The sequence below is a fragment of the Citrobacter sp. CFNIH10 genome (assembly GCF_002934585.1).
In the GTDB taxonomy this organism is placed as follows: domain Bacteria; phylum Pseudomonadota; class Gammaproteobacteria; order Enterobacterales; family Enterobacteriaceae; genus Citrobacter_A; species Citrobacter_A amalonaticus.
The window spans coordinates 4,986,656-5,003,255 of sequence record NZ_CP026216.1 but is presented as its reverse complement, the minus strand read 5'-3'; the positions used below and the strand labels follow the sequence as shown (position 1 = coordinate 5,003,255).

At 58.5% G+C, this 16,600-nt stretch carries 16 protein-coding genes and 1 pseudogene; 16 read left to right on the top strand and 1 reads right to left on the bottom strand.

Translation table 11 applies throughout. From position 1 onward, the window contains the following. Window positions 1-127: 127 nt before the first annotated feature. Window positions 128-2,608 (bottom strand): annotated as a pseudogene (locus tag C2U53_RS28635) (RHS repeat-associated core domain-containing protein); the annotation flags it as partial. 300 nt (window positions 2,609-2,908) lie between these two features. Between C2U53_RS28635 and eutS the strand changes: the two are divergent. The 16 genes from eutS (at window position 2,909) to eutK (ending at window position 16,579) form a co-directional block, all read left to right on the top strand. Next, a complete protein-coding gene (gene eutS / locus C2U53_RS28630; protein ID WP_042999878.1) occupies window positions 2,909-3,244 on the top strand; it encodes an ethanolamine utilization microcompartment protein EutS in 336 nt (111 codons plus the stop codon). 13 nt (window positions 3,245-3,257) lie between these two features. Then, on the top strand, window positions 3,258-3,737 hold the full coding sequence (eutP, locus tag C2U53_RS28625; RefSeq protein ID WP_104446825.1) for an ethanolamine utilization acetate kinase EutP: 480 nt from the start codon (window positions 3,258-3,260) through the stop codon (window positions 3,735-3,737). Next, window positions 3,715-4,407: an ethanolamine utilization acetate kinase EutQ gene (eutQ, locus tag C2U53_RS28620; RefSeq protein WP_044268329.1), complete on the top strand. Its 693-nt coding sequence runs from the start codon at window positions 3,715-3,717 to the stop codon at window positions 4,405-4,407. The genes eutP and eutQ overlap by 23 nt, the downstream gene beginning before the upstream one ends. Beyond that, a complete protein-coding gene (gene eutT, locus C2U53_RS28615) occupies window positions 4,404-5,207 on the top strand; it encodes an ethanolamine utilization cob(I)yrinic acid a,c-diamide adenosyltransferase EutT (RefSeq protein ID WP_104446824.1) in 804 nt (267 codons plus the stop codon). Before eutQ ends, eutT begins: the two co-directional genes overlap by 4 nt. Then, the gene (pta, locus tag C2U53_RS28610) at window positions 5,204-6,220 is read left to right on the top strand and encodes a phosphate acetyltransferase (RefSeq protein WP_104446823.1); all 1,017 of its coding nucleotides are present in this window, start codon (window positions 5,204-5,206) and stop codon (window positions 6,218-6,220) included. Before eutT ends, pta begins: the two co-directional genes overlap by 4 nt. Before the next feature lie 36 nt (window positions 6,221-6,256). Continuing rightward, window positions 6,257-6,547 (top strand): ethanolamine utilization microcompartment protein EutM, encoded by a 291-nt coding sequence (gene eutM, locus C2U53_RS28605; RefSeq protein ID WP_000387720.1) that lies wholly within the window; start codon window positions 6,257-6,259, stop codon window positions 6,545-6,547. Window positions 6,548-6,624: 77 nt separating this feature from the next. Then, window positions 6,625-6,912, top strand: coding sequence for an ethanolamine utilization microcompartment protein EutN (eutN, locus tag C2U53_RS28600; protein ID WP_042317652.1), 288 nt, complete (start codon window positions 6,625-6,627; stop codon window positions 6,910-6,912). An 11-nt stretch (window positions 6,913-6,923) separates the two neighbouring features. After that, window positions 6,924-8,327 carry an aldehyde dehydrogenase family protein gene (locus C2U53_RS28595; RefSeq protein WP_042999883.1) on the top strand — a complete coding sequence of 468 codons (1,404 nt, stop codon included), beginning with the start codon at window positions 6,924-6,926 and terminating at the stop codon, window positions 8,325-8,327. Between the two features lie 10 nt (window positions 8,328-8,337). Next, window positions 8,338-9,177 carry an ethanolamine utilization protein EutJ gene (gene eutJ / locus C2U53_RS28590; protein WP_104446822.1) on the top strand — a complete coding sequence of 280 codons (840 nt, stop codon included), beginning with the start codon at window positions 8,338-8,340 and terminating at the stop codon, window positions 9,175-9,177. Next, a complete protein-coding gene (gene eutG, locus C2U53_RS28585; RefSeq protein ID WP_042999885.1) occupies window positions 9,167-10,354 on the top strand; it encodes an ethanolamine utilization ethanol dehydrogenase EutG in 1,188 nt (395 codons plus the stop codon). The genes eutJ and eutG overlap by 11 nt, the downstream gene beginning before the upstream one ends. Window positions 10,355-10,477: 123 nt before the next feature. Further along, entirely contained in the window at window positions 10,478-11,704 is a 1,227-nt protein-coding gene (gene eutH / locus C2U53_RS28580; protein ID WP_042999886.1) for an ethanolamine utilization protein EutH, read from the top strand. After that, window positions 11,701-13,104 carry an ethanolamine ammonia-lyase reactivating factor EutA gene (eutA, locus tag C2U53_RS28575; protein ID WP_044258361.1) on the top strand — a complete coding sequence of 468 codons (1,404 nt, stop codon included), beginning with the start codon at window positions 11,701-11,703 and terminating at the stop codon, window positions 13,102-13,104. Before eutH ends, eutA begins: the two co-directional genes overlap by 4 nt. Window positions 13,105-13,115: 11 nt before the next feature. Then, complete coding sequence (gene eutB, locus C2U53_RS28570) at window positions 13,116-14,477, top strand: ethanolamine ammonia-lyase subunit alpha (RefSeq protein WP_042999888.1); 1,362 nt, start codon at window positions 13,116-13,118, stop codon at window positions 14,475-14,477. 20 nt (window positions 14,478-14,497) lie between these two features. Next, entirely contained in the window at window positions 14,498-15,391 is an 894-nt protein-coding gene (gene eutC, locus C2U53_RS28565; RefSeq protein ID WP_042999889.1) for an ethanolamine ammonia-lyase subunit EutC, read from the top strand. Between the two features lie 9 nt (window positions 15,392-15,400). Then, window positions 15,401-16,060, top strand: coding sequence for an ethanolamine utilization microcompartment protein EutL (eutL, locus tag C2U53_RS28560; protein WP_042999890.1), 660 nt, complete (start codon window positions 15,401-15,403; stop codon window positions 16,058-16,060). Between the two features lie 12 nt (window positions 16,061-16,072). After that, window positions 16,073-16,579: an ethanolamine utilization microcompartment protein EutK gene (eutK, locus tag C2U53_RS28555; RefSeq protein ID WP_044258365.1), complete on the top strand. Its 507-nt coding sequence runs from the start codon at window positions 16,073-16,075 to the stop codon at window positions 16,577-16,579. The last annotated feature ends 21 nt before the right edge of the window (window positions 16,580-16,600 follow it).

Genomic DNA, 16,600 nt, shown 5'->3' with positions numbered 1-16,600 from the left:
TTATTTTCTTTAGTGCTTCAAAAGCAGCGGTTTCTTGATTATCAAATTTCTCTGGCCCGATAAAAGGTGAAAACAACTGACATATTCCTTCTGTACATGCTCCCGACTTTGCTTCACTCCACGCAGATAATCCTAATGGATCTATTTTGGACAAAGGATTCAGCGGATACGTGTAAGGATTCCATCCCCCCATCAACCCAATAGGATCCTGAGTGATATATCTTCCCTGCTCAGGGTCGTAATACCGGTGCCGGTTATAGTACAACCCCGTCTCTTTATCCCACTGCTGCCCCGGCAGACGGATGAGCTGTTCCAGGTTATACGGGTTATCTTCCCGCAGGATATTCCCCCATTCATCAAACTCTGCGCGCCATGCAATGGCCCCGTTAACGTCAATCAGTGCCAGCGGCAGGCCCCGGTGGTCGCAGTGGTACAGGTGGATTTTGCGTTCCGGCGTGTATTCCGGCTCCATCTGATTTTTCATCTGCTCCGGCGTCAGGCCGCACTGTGCCAGCCACGTCCGGCTGGCTTCGCTGAGTTCCCCGCGCCGTAGATCTGCTTCCAGATTATCCACCATCGCCACCAGTTCCGGCGGGAAGGTCACGTTTGCTTCCTGCTGAAATTTCTCCGCCAGCGTGCGGCGGGTGGCTCTGGTCAGCTCTCCGGTTGCCGTTTCAATACGGATGAGCGGCGTGAAGCTTCCCGGCAGGTATACCGTCTGAATGCGGGTTTTGTCTGTCTGCGTGGTCGTCAGCCGGTCGCCATCCTGGCCGTACCACACGGTTTCCTGCAGTGCCGGCTGTGAACACGAGCCATCGTGATATACCGTACATGCCCACACCCGTTTGCTGACGCGGCGCCCGGCGGGTCGTAAAGATAGCGGCTTTCCGTCAGCACGTTGCCCTGTTGCATCCGGCGGTAGTGCGTCAGGCGGTGCTGGTTATCATAGCGGTAATGATGCACGACGCTGCCGTGCGGGCGTATCCGGCGCTCGTCTTTCTCTGTCAGCCTGCCGTGTTCGTCATAATGGTAAAAATTCTCCACATCCTGGCTGATGCGGTTATCCGGGAAGCGTTCCGGCAGCATCGGGTATTTATCCCGCTGCGCTGTCCGGTTGCCCGCCGGGTCGGTGAACGTCCACTGCGCCAGGTCGTGGTGGGGCGACTGAATGTGTGTGCCGAGGAGCCTCCCGGCGTCGCCGTACTGATAATCCCGCTGCTCATGCTGCCCGCTGATGCGGACAAGCTGTCCGCCGCTGTTCCAGGTGTAGTCGCGGTTAAGCTGAAGAATGCTGAGGTGATGGCGCTGTAGCTGACCGCCTGGGGTGTATGCCGTGGTCAGGTCGTATTCGCCGAAGTGGCGCTGTCTCTCCCGGTGCAGGCGGTCGCGGGTAAACTCAACAAGCGGCGTGTCGCCGGGCTTCATGCCGGCCAGATACCCGCTGCCATACGTGAGCCACGCCACCGGGGGAAGGGCGTCCGGTGTCACGCGGTCCGGCAGTCCCTTATCGCTGTAATCGTGCCGGGTGGCGTGCTGCCACAGCAGCTCTCCCGTTTCGGGATGCTGCACCGTCTGGCGTTCAAGGTTCATCCGTCCCTGTTTATCGTACTCATACTGCACGGCGACGCGGTGGCCGTCGCTGAGATGGCTGACTTCGGTCAGCCAGCCGTGCTCGTTGTAGGTCCACTGTTCCGCCGGCTCATCATTGACGGTGCGGTGCGTCAGGCGGTCTGACGCATCGTAATGCCACAGGGTGATGAGGCTTTCGTCCTCACTGCGGATAAGCTGCCCGGTAATACCGTACTGATAACGCTGTGTTCTGCCGTCAAAGCCCGTTTCCTGCACCAGCCTGTCCAGCACATCATAAGTGAAAGTGGTGTGGCTGCCGTTTTCGTTGGTCAGTTGCGTCACACGACCTGCGGCATCGTAGGTCATCTGCCGGGTCAGGCTGCCAGTGGTGGTGCTCACCGGGTGTCCTGCGGCATCATACTGCGTCTCCGTGCGTACGCCGTCCGGGCCAGTGACCGCCATCAGGTCGCCCGCGATGCTGTACTCATAGCGGGTTTCGTGGCCCTGTGCATTTTTCTGGCTGACCAGTCTGCCCCGGTCATCGTAAGCACGGTACTGGCTGAGGCCTTCTTCCTGATGAAGGGCAGTGACCTGCCCGAAGCGGCCGTATTCATAACGGGTCTGGTAGCCTGAGCAGTCGGTGAAGGTGAGCAACTGCCCGTAGCGGCTCAAAGTGAATACTGCGCCCGCCGTTGTCGTTGAGTATCAGTTCTTCATCGCGGATTTGTAAGCGGATATCGAAGGGCGCTTTCCAGCCGGGGCCGAAAATGCCCGACGGTGCAGGCGTTTTCGTCCGGTAGCTGTTGTAAGTCCTCGAGAGCACAAACGGCAACGGGCCGGGCAGGGCGATATCGGTTTCGCCGGGCAGGACTTTGGCACCGAGAAGGGGATTGACCGGCGGGCCGTAGGTGATGCCGCCAGGGCAGACCGAGCAGGCCACGCCTGTTGGCGCACCAATCATCACGCCCGCCGAGCCCTGAACAATGCTACCGCCCGTCTGCGTCATGTCGCCCTGACGCGCCGCTGGTTTTCCGCTCATGCTCAGTCCCTTTTGTTGTCATTCCCGCGATGGATACACAATAAATTTCTGAAGCAGAAAATAAAGTTTCACGTTTAAAGAAAAGATAAAACTAAGAATTTATTTAGATAAGTTAAAGGATCGTTCTTTTTGATTGCGGCGGCCAAAAGAATGTTCTGCCATTTCGGCAGTGAGACTTCCAAAAATACGACCCCATTATTAGTGATCCACTTCACCTTTTAAATCATCTTGCCGAATTTTGTTATTTACCCTGACAAAAAATTGCTACGATAAGCCCAGTCTTAACACAGGCGGTGAGCAATGGATAAAGAACGCATCATTCAGGAATTTGTGCCGGGCAAACAGGTCACGCTGGCGCATCTCATTGCGCATCCAGGTGAAGAACTGGCGAAAAAGATCGGCGTTCCCGAAGCAGGTGCCATTGGCATTATGACCCTGACGCCGGGTGAAACGGCCATGATTGCCGGCGATCTGGCGATGAAGGCGGCTGACGTACACATCGGTTTTCTCGACAGATTCAGCGGCGCGCTGGTGATCTACGGCTCGGTTGGCGCGGTAGAAGAGGCCTTATTGCAAACGGTCAGCGGGCTGGGTCGGTTATTACATTTCACGCTCTGCGACCTGACGAAAAGCTAATTTTGAGGTGCTCATGAAACGTATTGCGTTTGTTGGCACTGTCGGCGCGGGAAAAACAACGCTTTTTAATGCATTACAGGGAAATTATTCCCTCGCCAGAAAAACCCAGGTCGTGGAATTTAATGAAAATGGCGATATCGATACGCCGGGGGAATATTTTAGTCATCCCCGCTGGTATCACGCCTTAATTACCACGCTGCAGGATGTAGATACGTTGATTTATGTCCATGCGGCCAATGACAAAGAAAGTCGCTTACCTGCCGGGCTGTTAGATATCGGTGCCAGTAAACGACACATCGCCGTGATCAGCAAAACGGATATGCCGGATGCCGACGTAACCGCAACGCGGGAATTACTGCGCGGAATTGGGTTTCAGGAGCCGATTTTCGAGCTCAACAGCCATGACCCGCAAAGCGTGCAGCACCTGGTGGACTATCTGACTGAGCTCAGCCAAAAGGAGGAAGGGGCAGGTGAAAACACTTATCACAGCTAACGATATACGTGCGGCGCACGCACGAGGCGAACAAGAGATGTCGGTGGTGCTGCGCGCCAGCATCATCACCCCGGAAGCCCGTGAAGTCGCGGAGTTACTGGGCATCACGATTGTGGAGCGCGAGGGATCCGCGCCAACGGCAGCGTGCAGTGTGGACGAGGCCAAATCTGAAACCCAGCGCATTCGTGAAACTATCATCGCGCAACTACCAGAAGGGCAGTTTACCGAAAGCCTGGTTTCACAGCTGATGGACAAGGTGCTGAAGGAAAAACAGTCGCTGGAGCAGGGTGAGATGCAACCGGGTTTTCACTCGGTGACCGGCAAAGGCGGCATCAAAGTGATCGACGGCAGCAGCGTTAAGTTTGGCCGCTTCGATGGCGCGCAGCCACACTGCGTAGGCCTGACCGATCTCGTCACCGAGCAGGACGGCAGCAGTATGGCCGCCGGGTTCATGCAGTGGGATAACGCATTCTTCCCATGGACGCTGAACTACGACGAAATCGACATGGTGCTCGACGGTGAATTGCATGTGCGCCATGAAGGCGAAACGATGATCGCTAAAGCCGGGGACGTCATGTTCATCCCGAAAGGCTCGAGCATTGAATTTGGCACGCCGACGACCGTGCGCTTCCTGTACGTTGCGTGGCCTGCGAACTGGCAATCGGTATGAAAGATTTCATCACCGAAGCATGGCTCAGAGCGAACCATACGCTCAGCGAAGGGGCGGAAATCCATCTCCCCGCTGACGCTCGCCTGACGCCCTCTGCCCGCGAACTGTTGGAAGGCCGTCATCTGCGCATCAAGTTTCTGGATGAGCAGGGCAGTCTGTTTGTCGACGACGAGCAACAGCAGCCGCAGCCGGTGCACGGGTTAACCAGTAGCGATACGCATCCCCAGGCCTGCTGTGAACTGTGTCGCCAGCCGGTGGCGAAAAAGCCTGACACCTTGACCCACCTGACGGCGGACAAAATGGTCGCCAAAAGCGATCCGCGTCTGGGCTTTCGCGCCGCGCTGGACAGCACCATCGCGCTGGCGGTGTGGCTGCAAATCGAACTGACGGAGCCGTGGCAGCCCTGGCTTGCGGATATTCGTTCGCGGCTGGGCAACATTATGCGCGCCGATGCGATGGATGAACCCCTGGCGGCACAGTCCATCGTTGGGCTGAACGAGGATGACCTGCATCGTCTTTCCCATCAACCGTTGCGTTATCTGGAGCACGATCATCTGGTACCTGAAGCCAGTCATGGTCGTGAGTCCGCGCTGCTGAATCTGCTACGTACCAAAATTCGCGAGACGGAAACGATCGCCGCCCAGGTCTTTATCACCCGCGGATTTGACGTCCTGCGCCCGGATATTTTGCAGGCGCTGAACCGTCTCTCCAGCGCGGTCTACGTGATGATGATTCTGTGTGTCACCAAACACCCACTCACCGTCAACCAGATCCAACAGCGACTGGGAGGTGAACAATGATCATTGAACGCGCCCGTGAACGGGCTCAGCAGTCGCCGGCCCGGGTGGTCTTTCCGGATGCGTTAGACGAACGCGTGCTGAAAGCGGCGCATTACCTGCAACAGCACGGTCTGGCGCACCCCATTCTGGTGGCCAGTCCGTTCGCACTGCGCCAGTTTGCCCTTACGCATCGAGTGGCGCTGGACGGTATTCAGGTTATCGACCCGTACAGCAATCTGGCGATGCGTGAAGCGTTCGCCCAGCGCTGGCTCGCCCGGTCTGGAGAGAAAACGCCGCCGGATGCCCTTGAGAAACTCAATGACCCGCTGATGTTTGCTGCGGCGATGGTAAGCGCAGGCCAGGCGGATGTCTGTATCGCTGGCAACCTTTCATCCACAGCTAACGTGCTGCGTGCGGGCTTACGCATTATTGGCCTGCAGCCGGGATGTAAAACGCTGTCGTCCATTTTCCTGATGCTGCCGCAGTACGTCGGACCCGCGTTAGGGTTTGCCGACTGCAGCGTGGTGCCGCAGCCGACGGCGGCGCAACTGGCAGATATCGCGATCGCCAGCGCCGACACCTGGCGCGCCATCACCGGTGAAGAACCGCGTGTGGCGATGCTGTCATTCTCCAGTCAGGGGAGCGCCCGTCATCCCTGTGTGGCGAACGTGCAGCAGGCTACGGAGATTGTTCGCGAACGTGCGCCCACGCTACTGGTGGATGGCGAATTGCAGTTTGACGCCGCCTTTGTGCCGGAGGTCGCTGCGCAAAAAGCGCCCGCCAGCCCTTTGCGCGGTAACGCCAACGTGATGGTTTTTCCGTCACTGGAGGCCGGCAATATTGGTTACAAAATCGCCCAGCGTCTGGGAGGGTATCGTGCCGTCGGGCCGCTGATTCAGGGGCTTGCCGCACCGCTTCATGACCTTTCGCGAGGCTGTAGCGTACAGGAAATTATCGAACTGGCGTTGGTGGCAGCCATGCCGCGCCAGACTGACGTGAGACGCGAACGTGACTCACAAACCCTGGTTGTATAAATGGTCCCGTTCTGGACCCCATGAGAGGAAAACACAATGGAAGCTTTAGGAATGATTGAAACCCGGGGCCTGGTTGCACTGATTGAGGCCTCTGATGCGATGGTAAAAGCCGCACGCGTGAAGCTGGTTGGTGTGAAACAGATTGGCGGCGGTCTGGTGACTGCGATGGTTCGTGGCGATGTCGCGGCCTGCAAAGCAGCAACAGATGCCGGTGCCGCAGCGGCACAGCGTATCGGCGAACTGGTCTCCGTTCACGTGATTCCGCGTCCGCATGGCGATCTGGAAGAAGTCTTCCCGATCAGCTTCAAAGGCGACAGCAACATCTAAGCAGGACTGGGGGCCGGATGGCGCTGCGCTTATCCGGCCTACAGGATCGCAGCACAACGTAACCCACGGAGGCGGGTATGAAACTGGCAGTCGTCACAGGACAAATCGTTTGTACCGTACGCCATCAGGGACTGGCACACGACAAATTGCTGATGGTGGAGATGATCGATGCCCAGGGAAATCCCGACGGGCAGTGTGCCGTCGCCATTGACAGCATCGGGGCGGGAACCGGGGAGTGGGTGCTGCTGGTTAGCGGCAGTTCTGCTCGCCAGGCGCATCGCAGCGAAGCGTCCCCTGTCGATCTGTGCGTGATTGGTATCGTCGATGAAGTGGTGGCTGGCGGTCAGGTGATATTCCACAAATAGGACTGAACATCATGAATCAACAGGATATTGAACAGGTGGTGAAAGCGGTACTGCTGAAAATGAAAGACAGCAGTCAACCTGCGACCGCCGTTCATGAAATGGGCGTCTTTGCCTCCCTGGATGATGCGGTGGCGGCAGCAAAAGTCGCTCAGCAGGGGCTGAAGAGCGTGGCGATGCGCCAGCTTGCCATTCACGCCATCCGTGAAGCGGGCGAAAAGCATGCCAAAGAATTAGCGGAACTTGCCGTCGCAGAGACCGGCATGGGACGCGTCGACGATAAATTTGCCAAAAATGTGGCACAGGCTCGCGGGACGCCGGGCGTGGAGTGCTTATCGCCGCAGGTACTCACCGGCGATAACGGCCTGACGCTGATCGAAAATGCGCCGTGGGGCGTCGTCGCCTCAGTGACGCCATCTACTAACCCGGCGGCGACGGTGATTAATAACGCCATCAGCCTGATTGCCGCGGGTAACAGCGTCGTGTTCGCTCCCCATCCGGCGGCGAAAGGCGTTTCACAACGCGCTATCACACTACTTAACCAGGCGGTGGTGGCGGCAGGTGGCCCGGAAAACCTGCTGGTGACCGTAGCGAACCCGGATATTGAAACTGCGCAGCGGTTGTTTAAGTACCCAGGCATTGGTCTGCTGGTCGTCACCGGCGGCGAAGCGGTGGTCGACGCTGCCCGCAAACACACCAATAAACGTCTGATTGCCGCCGGTGCCGGTAATCCGCCGGTGGTCGTCGATGAGACGGCGGATCTGGCGCGGGCTGCACAATCCATCGTCAAAGGCGCTTCTTTCGATAACAACATCATTTGCGCGGATGAAAAGGTACTGATTGTCGTCGATAGCGTGGCGGATGAGCTGATGCGCCTGATGGAAGGCCAGCAGGCAGTGAAACTGAGCGCCGCACAGGCCGAACAGCTCCAGCCGGTGCTGCTGAAAAATATCGATGAACGCGGCAAAGGCACTGTCAGTCGTGACTGGGTTGGACGCGACGCGGCAAAAATCGCCGCCGCCATTGGCCTGCAAGTTCCGCCGCAAACCCGTCTGCTGTTTGTTGAAACGTCAGCCACGCATCCTTTTGCCGTCACGGAACTGATGATGCCGGTTCTGCCGGTGGTGCGGGTGGCAAATGTCGACGAGGCGATTGCGCTGGCGGTGCAGCTGGAAGGCGGCTGCCACCATACCGCTGCGATGCACTCACGCAACATCGACAACATGAACCGGATGGCGAACGCCATTGATACCAGCATCTTTGTCAAGAATGGACCGTGCATTGCCGGGCTGGGGCTGGGCGGTGAAGGCTGGACCACCATGACCATCACCACGCCAACCGGGGAAGGGGTGACCAGCGCGCGTACGTTTGTGCGTCTGCGTCGCTGTGTATTGGTGGATGCGTTTCGAATTGTATAAGGGATGAATGATGGCGCACGACGAAGAAAATTGGCTCACGCCAAGACTGCAAAAAGCCGCTGACCTGTGTAATCAGGCGCCTGCGACGAGCGATTCCGCGCTGTGGCTGGGTGTTGATCTTGGCACCTGCGACGTGGTGTCGATGGTTGTCGACGGTGACGGACAGCCGGTCGCGGTGTGTCTTGACTGGGCTGACGTCGTGCGCGACGGCATCGTCTGGGATTTCTTTGGTGCGGTCACTATTGTGCGCCGCCATCTCGATACGCTCGAACAACAGCTCGGTAGCCGGTTTACCCACGCGGCGACGTCGTTCCCGCCGGGCACCGACCCGCGCATTTCCATCAACGTGCTGGAATCTGCCGGGCTGGAGGTCAGCCATGTGCTGGATGAACCAACCGCGGTCGCCGATCTGCTGCAACTGGATAACGCCGGTGTCGTGGATATCGGTGGCGGCACGACCGGGATCGCCATCGTCAAACAGGGCAAAGTGACGTACTCGGCGGATGAAGCGACGGGCGGCCACCACATTTCGCTGACGCTGGCCGGCAACCGGCGCATCGACCTGGAAGAGGCCGAGCAGGTCAAGCGCAGCAACGCGCAGGAGATTTGGCCGGTGGTGAAACCGGTCTACGAAAAAATGGCGGAGATCGTTGCTCGTCATATCGAAGGACAAGAAATAGCCGATTTATGGCTGGCGGGCGGCTCTTGTATGCAACCGGGCGTAGAGGCGTTGTTTCGCCAGCGCTTTCCTGAACTCCAGGTACATCTGCCCCGGCATAGCCTGTTTATGACACCGCTGGCGATCGCCAACAGCGGGAGAGAGAAAGCGGAGGGAATCTATGCAAGCTGAATTGCAGACGGCGCTCTTTCAGGCATTCGATACCCTGAATCTGCAACGCATGAAAACGTTCAGCGTACCGCCGGTCACGCTGTGCGGGCTCGGGGCGCTCAGTTCCTGCGGACAGGAAGCGCAATCGCGAGGCTTAAGCCATCTGTTCGTGATGGTCGACAGTTTCCTGCATCAGGCGGGGATGACCGCGTCGTTAGAGCGCAGTCTGGCGATGAAAGGCGTGGCGATGACGGTCTGGCCGTGTCCGATGGGTGAGCCGTGCATCACCGACGTCTGCGCAGCGGTCGCCCAATTGCGCGAGTCAAAATGCGACGGCGTTGTTGCCTTTGGCGGCGGTTCGGTGCTGGATGCGGCAAAAGCTGTCGCCCTGCTGGTGACGAATCCACATCAGACGCTGGCCCAGATGACGGAATACAGCAGCTTACGCCCGCGACTGCCGTTGATTGCTGTCCCCACCACCGCCGGAACCGGATCGGAAACCACGAACGTAACGGTGATTATCGACGCGGCGACTGGACGCAAGCAGGTGCTGGCACATGCGACGCTGATGCCGGACGTGGCAATCCTTGATGCCGCGCTGACTGAAGGCGTACCGCCTCATGTGACGGCAATGACCGGGATTGATGCGCTGACGCACGCGGTTGAGGCATACAGCGCGCTGAATGCCTCGCCGTTTACCGACAGCCTGGCGATTGGCGCAATTGCAATGATTGGCAAATCGCTGCCGAAAGCGGTGGGCTACGGTCACGACCTCGCCGCACGGGAGAGCATGCTGCTGGCCTCCTGCATGGCAGGAATGGCGTTTTCCAGCGCCGGGCTGGGGCTGTGTCATGCGATGGCGCATCAGCCTGGCGCCACATTGCACATTCCGCACGGCCAGGCGAACGCCATGCTGCTGCCAACGGTGATGGGCTTTAACCGTATGGTGTGTCGCGAACGCTTTAGCCATATCGGACGCGCCTTGACCAATAAGAAAGCAGACGATCGCGACGCTATCGCCGCCGTCAGCGAACTGATTGCGGAGGTGGGCCTGAACAAACGGCTCGCTGATGTCGGCGCAAAACCAGAACACTACAGCGTCTGGGCGCAAGCCGCGCTGGAGGATATTTGTATACGCAGCAACCCACGCACCGCCACGCAGAGCAACATTATCGAGTTGTACGCGGCGGCACAATAAAAGCATACCAGGACGTAGGCCAGATAAGGCGTTCGCGCCGCCATCCGGCAAAACGCGGCATCATTGCCTGATGGCGCTGTGCTTATCCGGTCTACGAAAAACCTGGCAAATGGAGATAAGGGTATGGGAATTAACGAAATCATCATGTACATCATGATGTTCTTTATGCTGATTGCCGCCGTGGACAGGATCCTGTCGCAGTTCGGCGGGTCGGCGCGTTTCCTCGGGAAGTTCGGCAAAAGTATTGAGGGATCCGGCGGTCAGTTCGAAGAAGGGTTTATGGCGATGGGCGCTCTGGGACTGGCGATGGTCGGTATGACCGCGCTGGCGCCGGTGTTAGCCAAACTGCTCGGGCCGGTGATTATTCCGCTGTATGAAATGCTTGGCGCGAACCCATCCATGTTCGCCGGAACGCTGCTGGCGTGCGATATGGGCGGCTTCTTCCTTGCCAAAGAGCTGGCGGGTGGCGACGTCGCGGCGTGGCTCTACTCGGGGTTGATTCTGGGGGCAATGATGGGGCCCACCATCGTGTTCTCTATCCCCGTTGCGCTGGGCATTATTGAGCCGTCTGATCGCCGTTATCTGGCGCTTGGCGTGCTGGCAGGCATTGTCACGATCCCTATCGGCTGTATTGCCGGTGGTCTGGTCGCGATGTATTCGGGCGTTGAGATCAACGGACAACCGGTCGAGTTCACCTTCGCGCTGATCCTGATGAACATGATCCCGGTGATTATCGTCGCCGTGCTGGTGGCGCTGGGATTGAAATTCATCCCGGAAAAAATGATCAACGGCTTCCAGATCTTCGCCAAATTTCTCGTTGCGCTGATCACCATTGGTCTCGCCGCGGCAGTCATCAAGTTCCTGCTGGGCTGGGAGCTGATCCCCGGTCTCGACCCCATCTTTATGGCACCTGGCGACACCCCCGGTGAAGTGATGCGCGCCATTGAAGTGATCGGTTCTATCTCCTGCGTGCTGCTCGGGGCGTATCCGATGGTGCTGTTACTGACCCGTTGGTTTGAGAAACCGCTGATGCGCGTCGGAAGCCTGTTGAAAATCAACAATATGGCAGCTGGCGGCATGGTGGCGACACTGGCGAATAACATCCCGATGTTCGGCATGATGAAGCAGATGGATACCCGCGGCAAAGTGATCAACTGCGCCTTCGCCGTCTCCGCAGCCTTCGCGCTGGGTGACCACTTAGGCTTCGCGGCGGCCAACATGAACGCCATGATCTTCCCGATGATTGTCGGCAAATTGATTGGCGGTGTTACGGCGATTGGCGTGGCCATGATGCTGGTGCCAAAAGATGAAAACGTTCCGGCAGAAACGGAAGTGGAGGCGCAATCGTGAACACGCGCCAGCTATTGAGCGTCGGTATCGATATCGGCACCACGACCACGCAGGTGATCTTCTCGCGCCTGGAACTGGTTAACCGTGCGGCAGTGTCGCAGGTGCCCCGTTACGAATTCATCAAACGCGACATTAGCTGGCAAAGCCCGGTCTTCTTTACCCCCGTCGATAAGCAGGGCGGGTTACGGGAGGACGACCTTAAAGCGCTGATCCTCGCGCAGTATCAGGCGGCGGGGATCGCGCCGGAATCGGTTGATTCAGGAGCCATCATCATCACCGGCGAGAGCGCGAAAACCCGCAACGCGCGCCCGGCGGTGATGACACTCTCCCAGTCGCTCGGTGACTTTGTGGTTGCCAGTGCCGGACCGCATCTGGAATCGGTGATTGCCGGTCACGGCGCCGGGGCGCAAACCCTGTCTGAACAGCGGATGTGCCGGGTGCTGAACATCGACATCGGCGGCGGCACTTCGAACTATGCGCTGTTTGATGCCGGAAAGGTGAGCGGCACCGCCTGTCTGAACGTCGGCGGGCGTCTGCTGGAGACCGACGGTCAAGGGCGCGTCGTACATGCCCATCAACCCGGTCAGAAGATTGTCGATGAGGTATTCGGGGTGGGTACCGATGCCCGTTCACTGACCGTCGCGCAGTTAGGGCAGGTGGCGCAGCGGATGGCGAGTCTGATCGTAGAAGTGATCGACGGCGCGTTGTCGCCGCTGGCGCAAACGCTGATGCAAACCGGGTTACTGCCAGCGGACGCGAAGCCGGAGGTCATCACCCTGTCCGGCGGCGTGGGAGAGTGCTATCGCAATCTGCCTGCCGATCCGTTCTGCTTTTCTGATATTGGGCCGCTGCTGGCGACGGCGCTGCATGAGCATCCGCGTCTGCGTGCGATGAACGTGCAGTTTCCGGCGCAGACCGTGCGCGCTACGGTGATTGGCGCAGGGGCGCACACGCTGTCGCTCTCGGGCAGCACCATCTGGCTGGAAGGGGTTCAGTTGCCGCTGCGCAATCTGCCGGTGGCGATCCCGATGGATGACGCCGATCTGGTTGGCGCGTGGCAACAAGCGCTGACGCAGCTCGATCTGGATCCACAGACTGACGCATACGTACTGGCGCTTCCCGCCTCGCTACCGGTGCGTTACGCCGCATTACTTACGGTCATCGACGCGCTGCTGGCCTTCATCGCGCGTTACCCGAATCCGCATCCCCTGCTGGTGGTGGCCGAGCAGGACTTTGGTAAAGCGCTGGGCATGCTGTTGCGCCCACAGTTACAGCAACTCCCGCTGGCGGTCATTGACGAAGTGATTGTCCGGGCGGGCGACTATATCGACATTGGTACGCCTTTGTTTGGCGGATCGGTTGTGCCGGTGACGGTGAAATCACTCGCATTTCCTTCCTGAGGGAACGACTTATGAAACTAAAGACCACATTGTTCGGCAATGTTTATCAGTTTAAGGATGTAAAAGAGGTGCTGGCAAAAGCCAACGAACTGCGTTCGGGGGATGTGCTGGCCGGCGTCGCGGCGCAAAGCTCGCAGGAGCGTGTCGCGGCGAAACAGGTGTTGTCGGAAATGACGGTGGCGGATATTCGCAATAACCCGGTGATTTCCTATGAAGAGGATTGCGTCACACGCCTGATTCAGGACGATGTCAACGAAACGGCCTACAACCGCATTAAGAACTGGAGCATCAGCGAGCTGCGTGAGCATGTGCTGAGCGATGACACCTCGGTTGATGATATTGCCTTTACGCGTAAAGGACTGACCTCGGAAGTGGTGGCGGCAGTGGCGAAGATCTGCTCTAACGCCGATCTGATCTACGGCGGCAAGAAAATGCCGGTGATCAAAAAGGCCAACACCACGATCGGTATTCCGGGCACCTTCAGCTGTCGTCTGCAGCCGAACGATACCCGTGATGATGTGCAGAGTATTGCCGCGCAAATCTACGAAGGGCTCTCTTTTGGTGCCGGCGATGCGGTGATTGGCGTCAACCCGGTGACCGACGATGTGGAGAACTTAAGCCGCGTACTGGACACGGTTTATGGGGTGATCGACAAGTTCAACATCCCGACCCAGGGTTGTGTGCTGGCGCACGTTACCACGCAGATTGAAGCGATCCGTCGCGGTGCGCCGGGTGGACTGATCTTCCAGAGTATCTGCGGCAGTGAAAAGGGCTTAAAAGAGTTCGGCGTAGAGCTGGCAATGTTGGACGAAGCGCGTGCGGTAGGGGCGGAGTTTAACCGGATCGCCGGAGAAAACTGCCTGTATTTCGAAACCGGACAGGGCTCGGCGCTTTCCGCCGGGGCGAACTTCGGGGCGGACCAGGTAACGATGGAAGCACGTAACTACGGCCTGGCGCGTCACTACGATCCATTCCTGGTGAACACCGTGGTGGGCTTTATCGGGCCGGAGTATCTCTACAATGACCGCCAGATTATTCGTGCCGGTCTGGAAGATCACTTTATGGGCAAGCTGAGCGGCATCTCGATGGGCTGTGACTGCTGCTACACCAACCATGCCGATGCCGATCAGAACCTCAACGAAAACCTGATGATTCTGCTCGCCACCGCGGGCTGTAACTACATCATGGGTATGCCGCTTGGCGACGACATCATGCTCAACTACCAGACCACCGCCTTCCACGATACGGCGACCGTACGCCAGTTGCTGAATCTGCGTCCGTCGCCGGAGTTTGAACGCTGGCTGGAAACGATGGGCATTATGGCAAACGGTCGCCTGACCAAACGGGCGGGCGATCCGTCACTGTTCTTCTGATGACGCGGGGATGACAAACAATGGATCAAAAACAGATTGAAGAAATTGTACGCAGCGTAATGGCGTCAATGGGACAGACACAGCCGCAGACCGCCGCCCCGTCGCAGTCCTGCGACAAACCTCAGTGTGCGGCACCGTCGACTACAGAGAGCTGCGCGCTGGATCTGGGCTCCGCTGAAGCAAAAGCCTGGATTGGCGTGGAGAACCCGCATCGCGCAGAGGTGCTGACCGAACTGCGGCGCAGTACCGCAGCGCGCGTTTGCACCGGGCGTGCCGGTCCGCGTCCACGCACTCAGGCGCTGCTGCGTTTTCTCGCCGACCACTCACGCTCAAAAGACACCGTACTGAAAGAGGTGCCGGAAGAGTGGGTGAAAGCGCAGGGACTGCTGGAAGTGCGTTCGGAAATCAGCGACAAAAATCTCTACCTGACGCGCCCGGATATGGGCCGCCGTTTGAGTCAGGAAGCCATAGAGGCGCTGAAATCGCAGTGCGTCGCAAATCCGGATGTTCAGGTGGTGGTGTCTGACGGCCTGTCTACCGATGCGATCACCGCGAACTATGAAGAGATCCTGCCCCCGCTGCTGTCCGGTCTGAAGCAGGCCGGACTGAAGGTCGGGACACCGTTCTTTGTCCGCTATGGCCGCGTGAAGATTGAAGACCAGATCGGCGAGATCCTCGGAGCGAAAGTGGTGATTCTGCTGGTCGGTGAACGTCCAGGACTGGGGCAGTCGGAGAGTCTCTCCTGCTACGCGGTCTATTCACCGCGCGTGGCGACGACGGTGGAGGCCGACCGTACCTGTATTTCCAACATCCACCAGGGCGGTACGCCGCCGGTAGAAGCCGCTGCTGTCATCGTGGATTTGGCCAAACGCATGCTGGAGCAGAAAGCGTCCGGCATCAACATGACCCGTTAAGGAGGCATCATGCCAGCATTAGATTTGATTCGACCGTCGGTCAGCGCGATGCGCGTGATTGCTTCCGTGAACGACGGGTTTGCACGCGAACTTAAATTACCGTCGCATATACGTAGCCTCGGTCTCATCACGGCAGATTCTGATGACGTGACGTATATTGCCGCAGACGAAGCGACAAAACAGGCGATGGTTGAAGTGGTGTATGGCCGTTCGCTGTACGCCGGGGCGGCCCATGGGCCATCGCCGACAGCCGGTGAAGTGTTGATTATGTTGGGCGGTCCAAACCCGGCGGAAGTGCGCGCCGGGCTGGATGCGATGGTGGCGCATATCGAAGGCGGCGCGGCGTTCCAGTGGGCGAACGATGCGGAAAACACCGCGTTCCTGGCGCATGTGGTATCGCGTACCGGCTCTTATCTGTCGTCAACGGCAGGGATCGCGCTGGGCGATCCGCTGGCTTATCTGGTGGCACCGCCGCTGGAAGCAACGTATGGCATTGATGCGGCAATGAAATCCGCCGATGTTCAACTGGTGACCTACGTGCCGCCTCCATCAGAAACTAACTACTCGGCGGCGTTTTTGACCGGTAGCCAGGCTGCCTGTAAAGCTGCCTGTAATGCCTTTGCCGATGCGGTTCTGGACATCGCCCGTAATCCTGTTCAGCGCGCGTAACGGAGGTCATCAATGATCAATGCACTGGGGTTACTGGAAGTGGAGGGCATGGTTGCCGCCGTGGACGCGTCGGATGCCATGCTGAAGGCGGCTAATGTCAACCTGCTGAGTCATGAAGTGCTTGACCCGGGCAAAGTGACGCTGGTGGTGGAAGGCGATCTGGCGGCGTGTCGTGCGGCGCTGGATGCCGGAAGCGCCGCAGCACAGCGGACAGGCCGCGTCATCAGCCGCAAAGAAATTGGTCGGCCAGAAGACGACACCCAGTGGCTGATCGGCGGATTTAAGCGCGCGTCGAAATCCCCTGAGCAGAAGATAGCGCCGAAGCCTGAAGCACCTGTACGGTCTGAATACGCCGACGCGCTGCTGGCGCAGCTCGCTACAGCGCGTCAGGGAATGACGGCAGGAGAGGTCGCCGCGCACTTTGGCTGGCCGCTTGAAGAGGCCAGAAACGCACTGGAACAGCTCTTCACTGACGGGGCGTTGCGTAAACGCAGTAGTCGCTATCGCTTAAAAAATTAACCTGTCGGAGGGCCGGGCGTC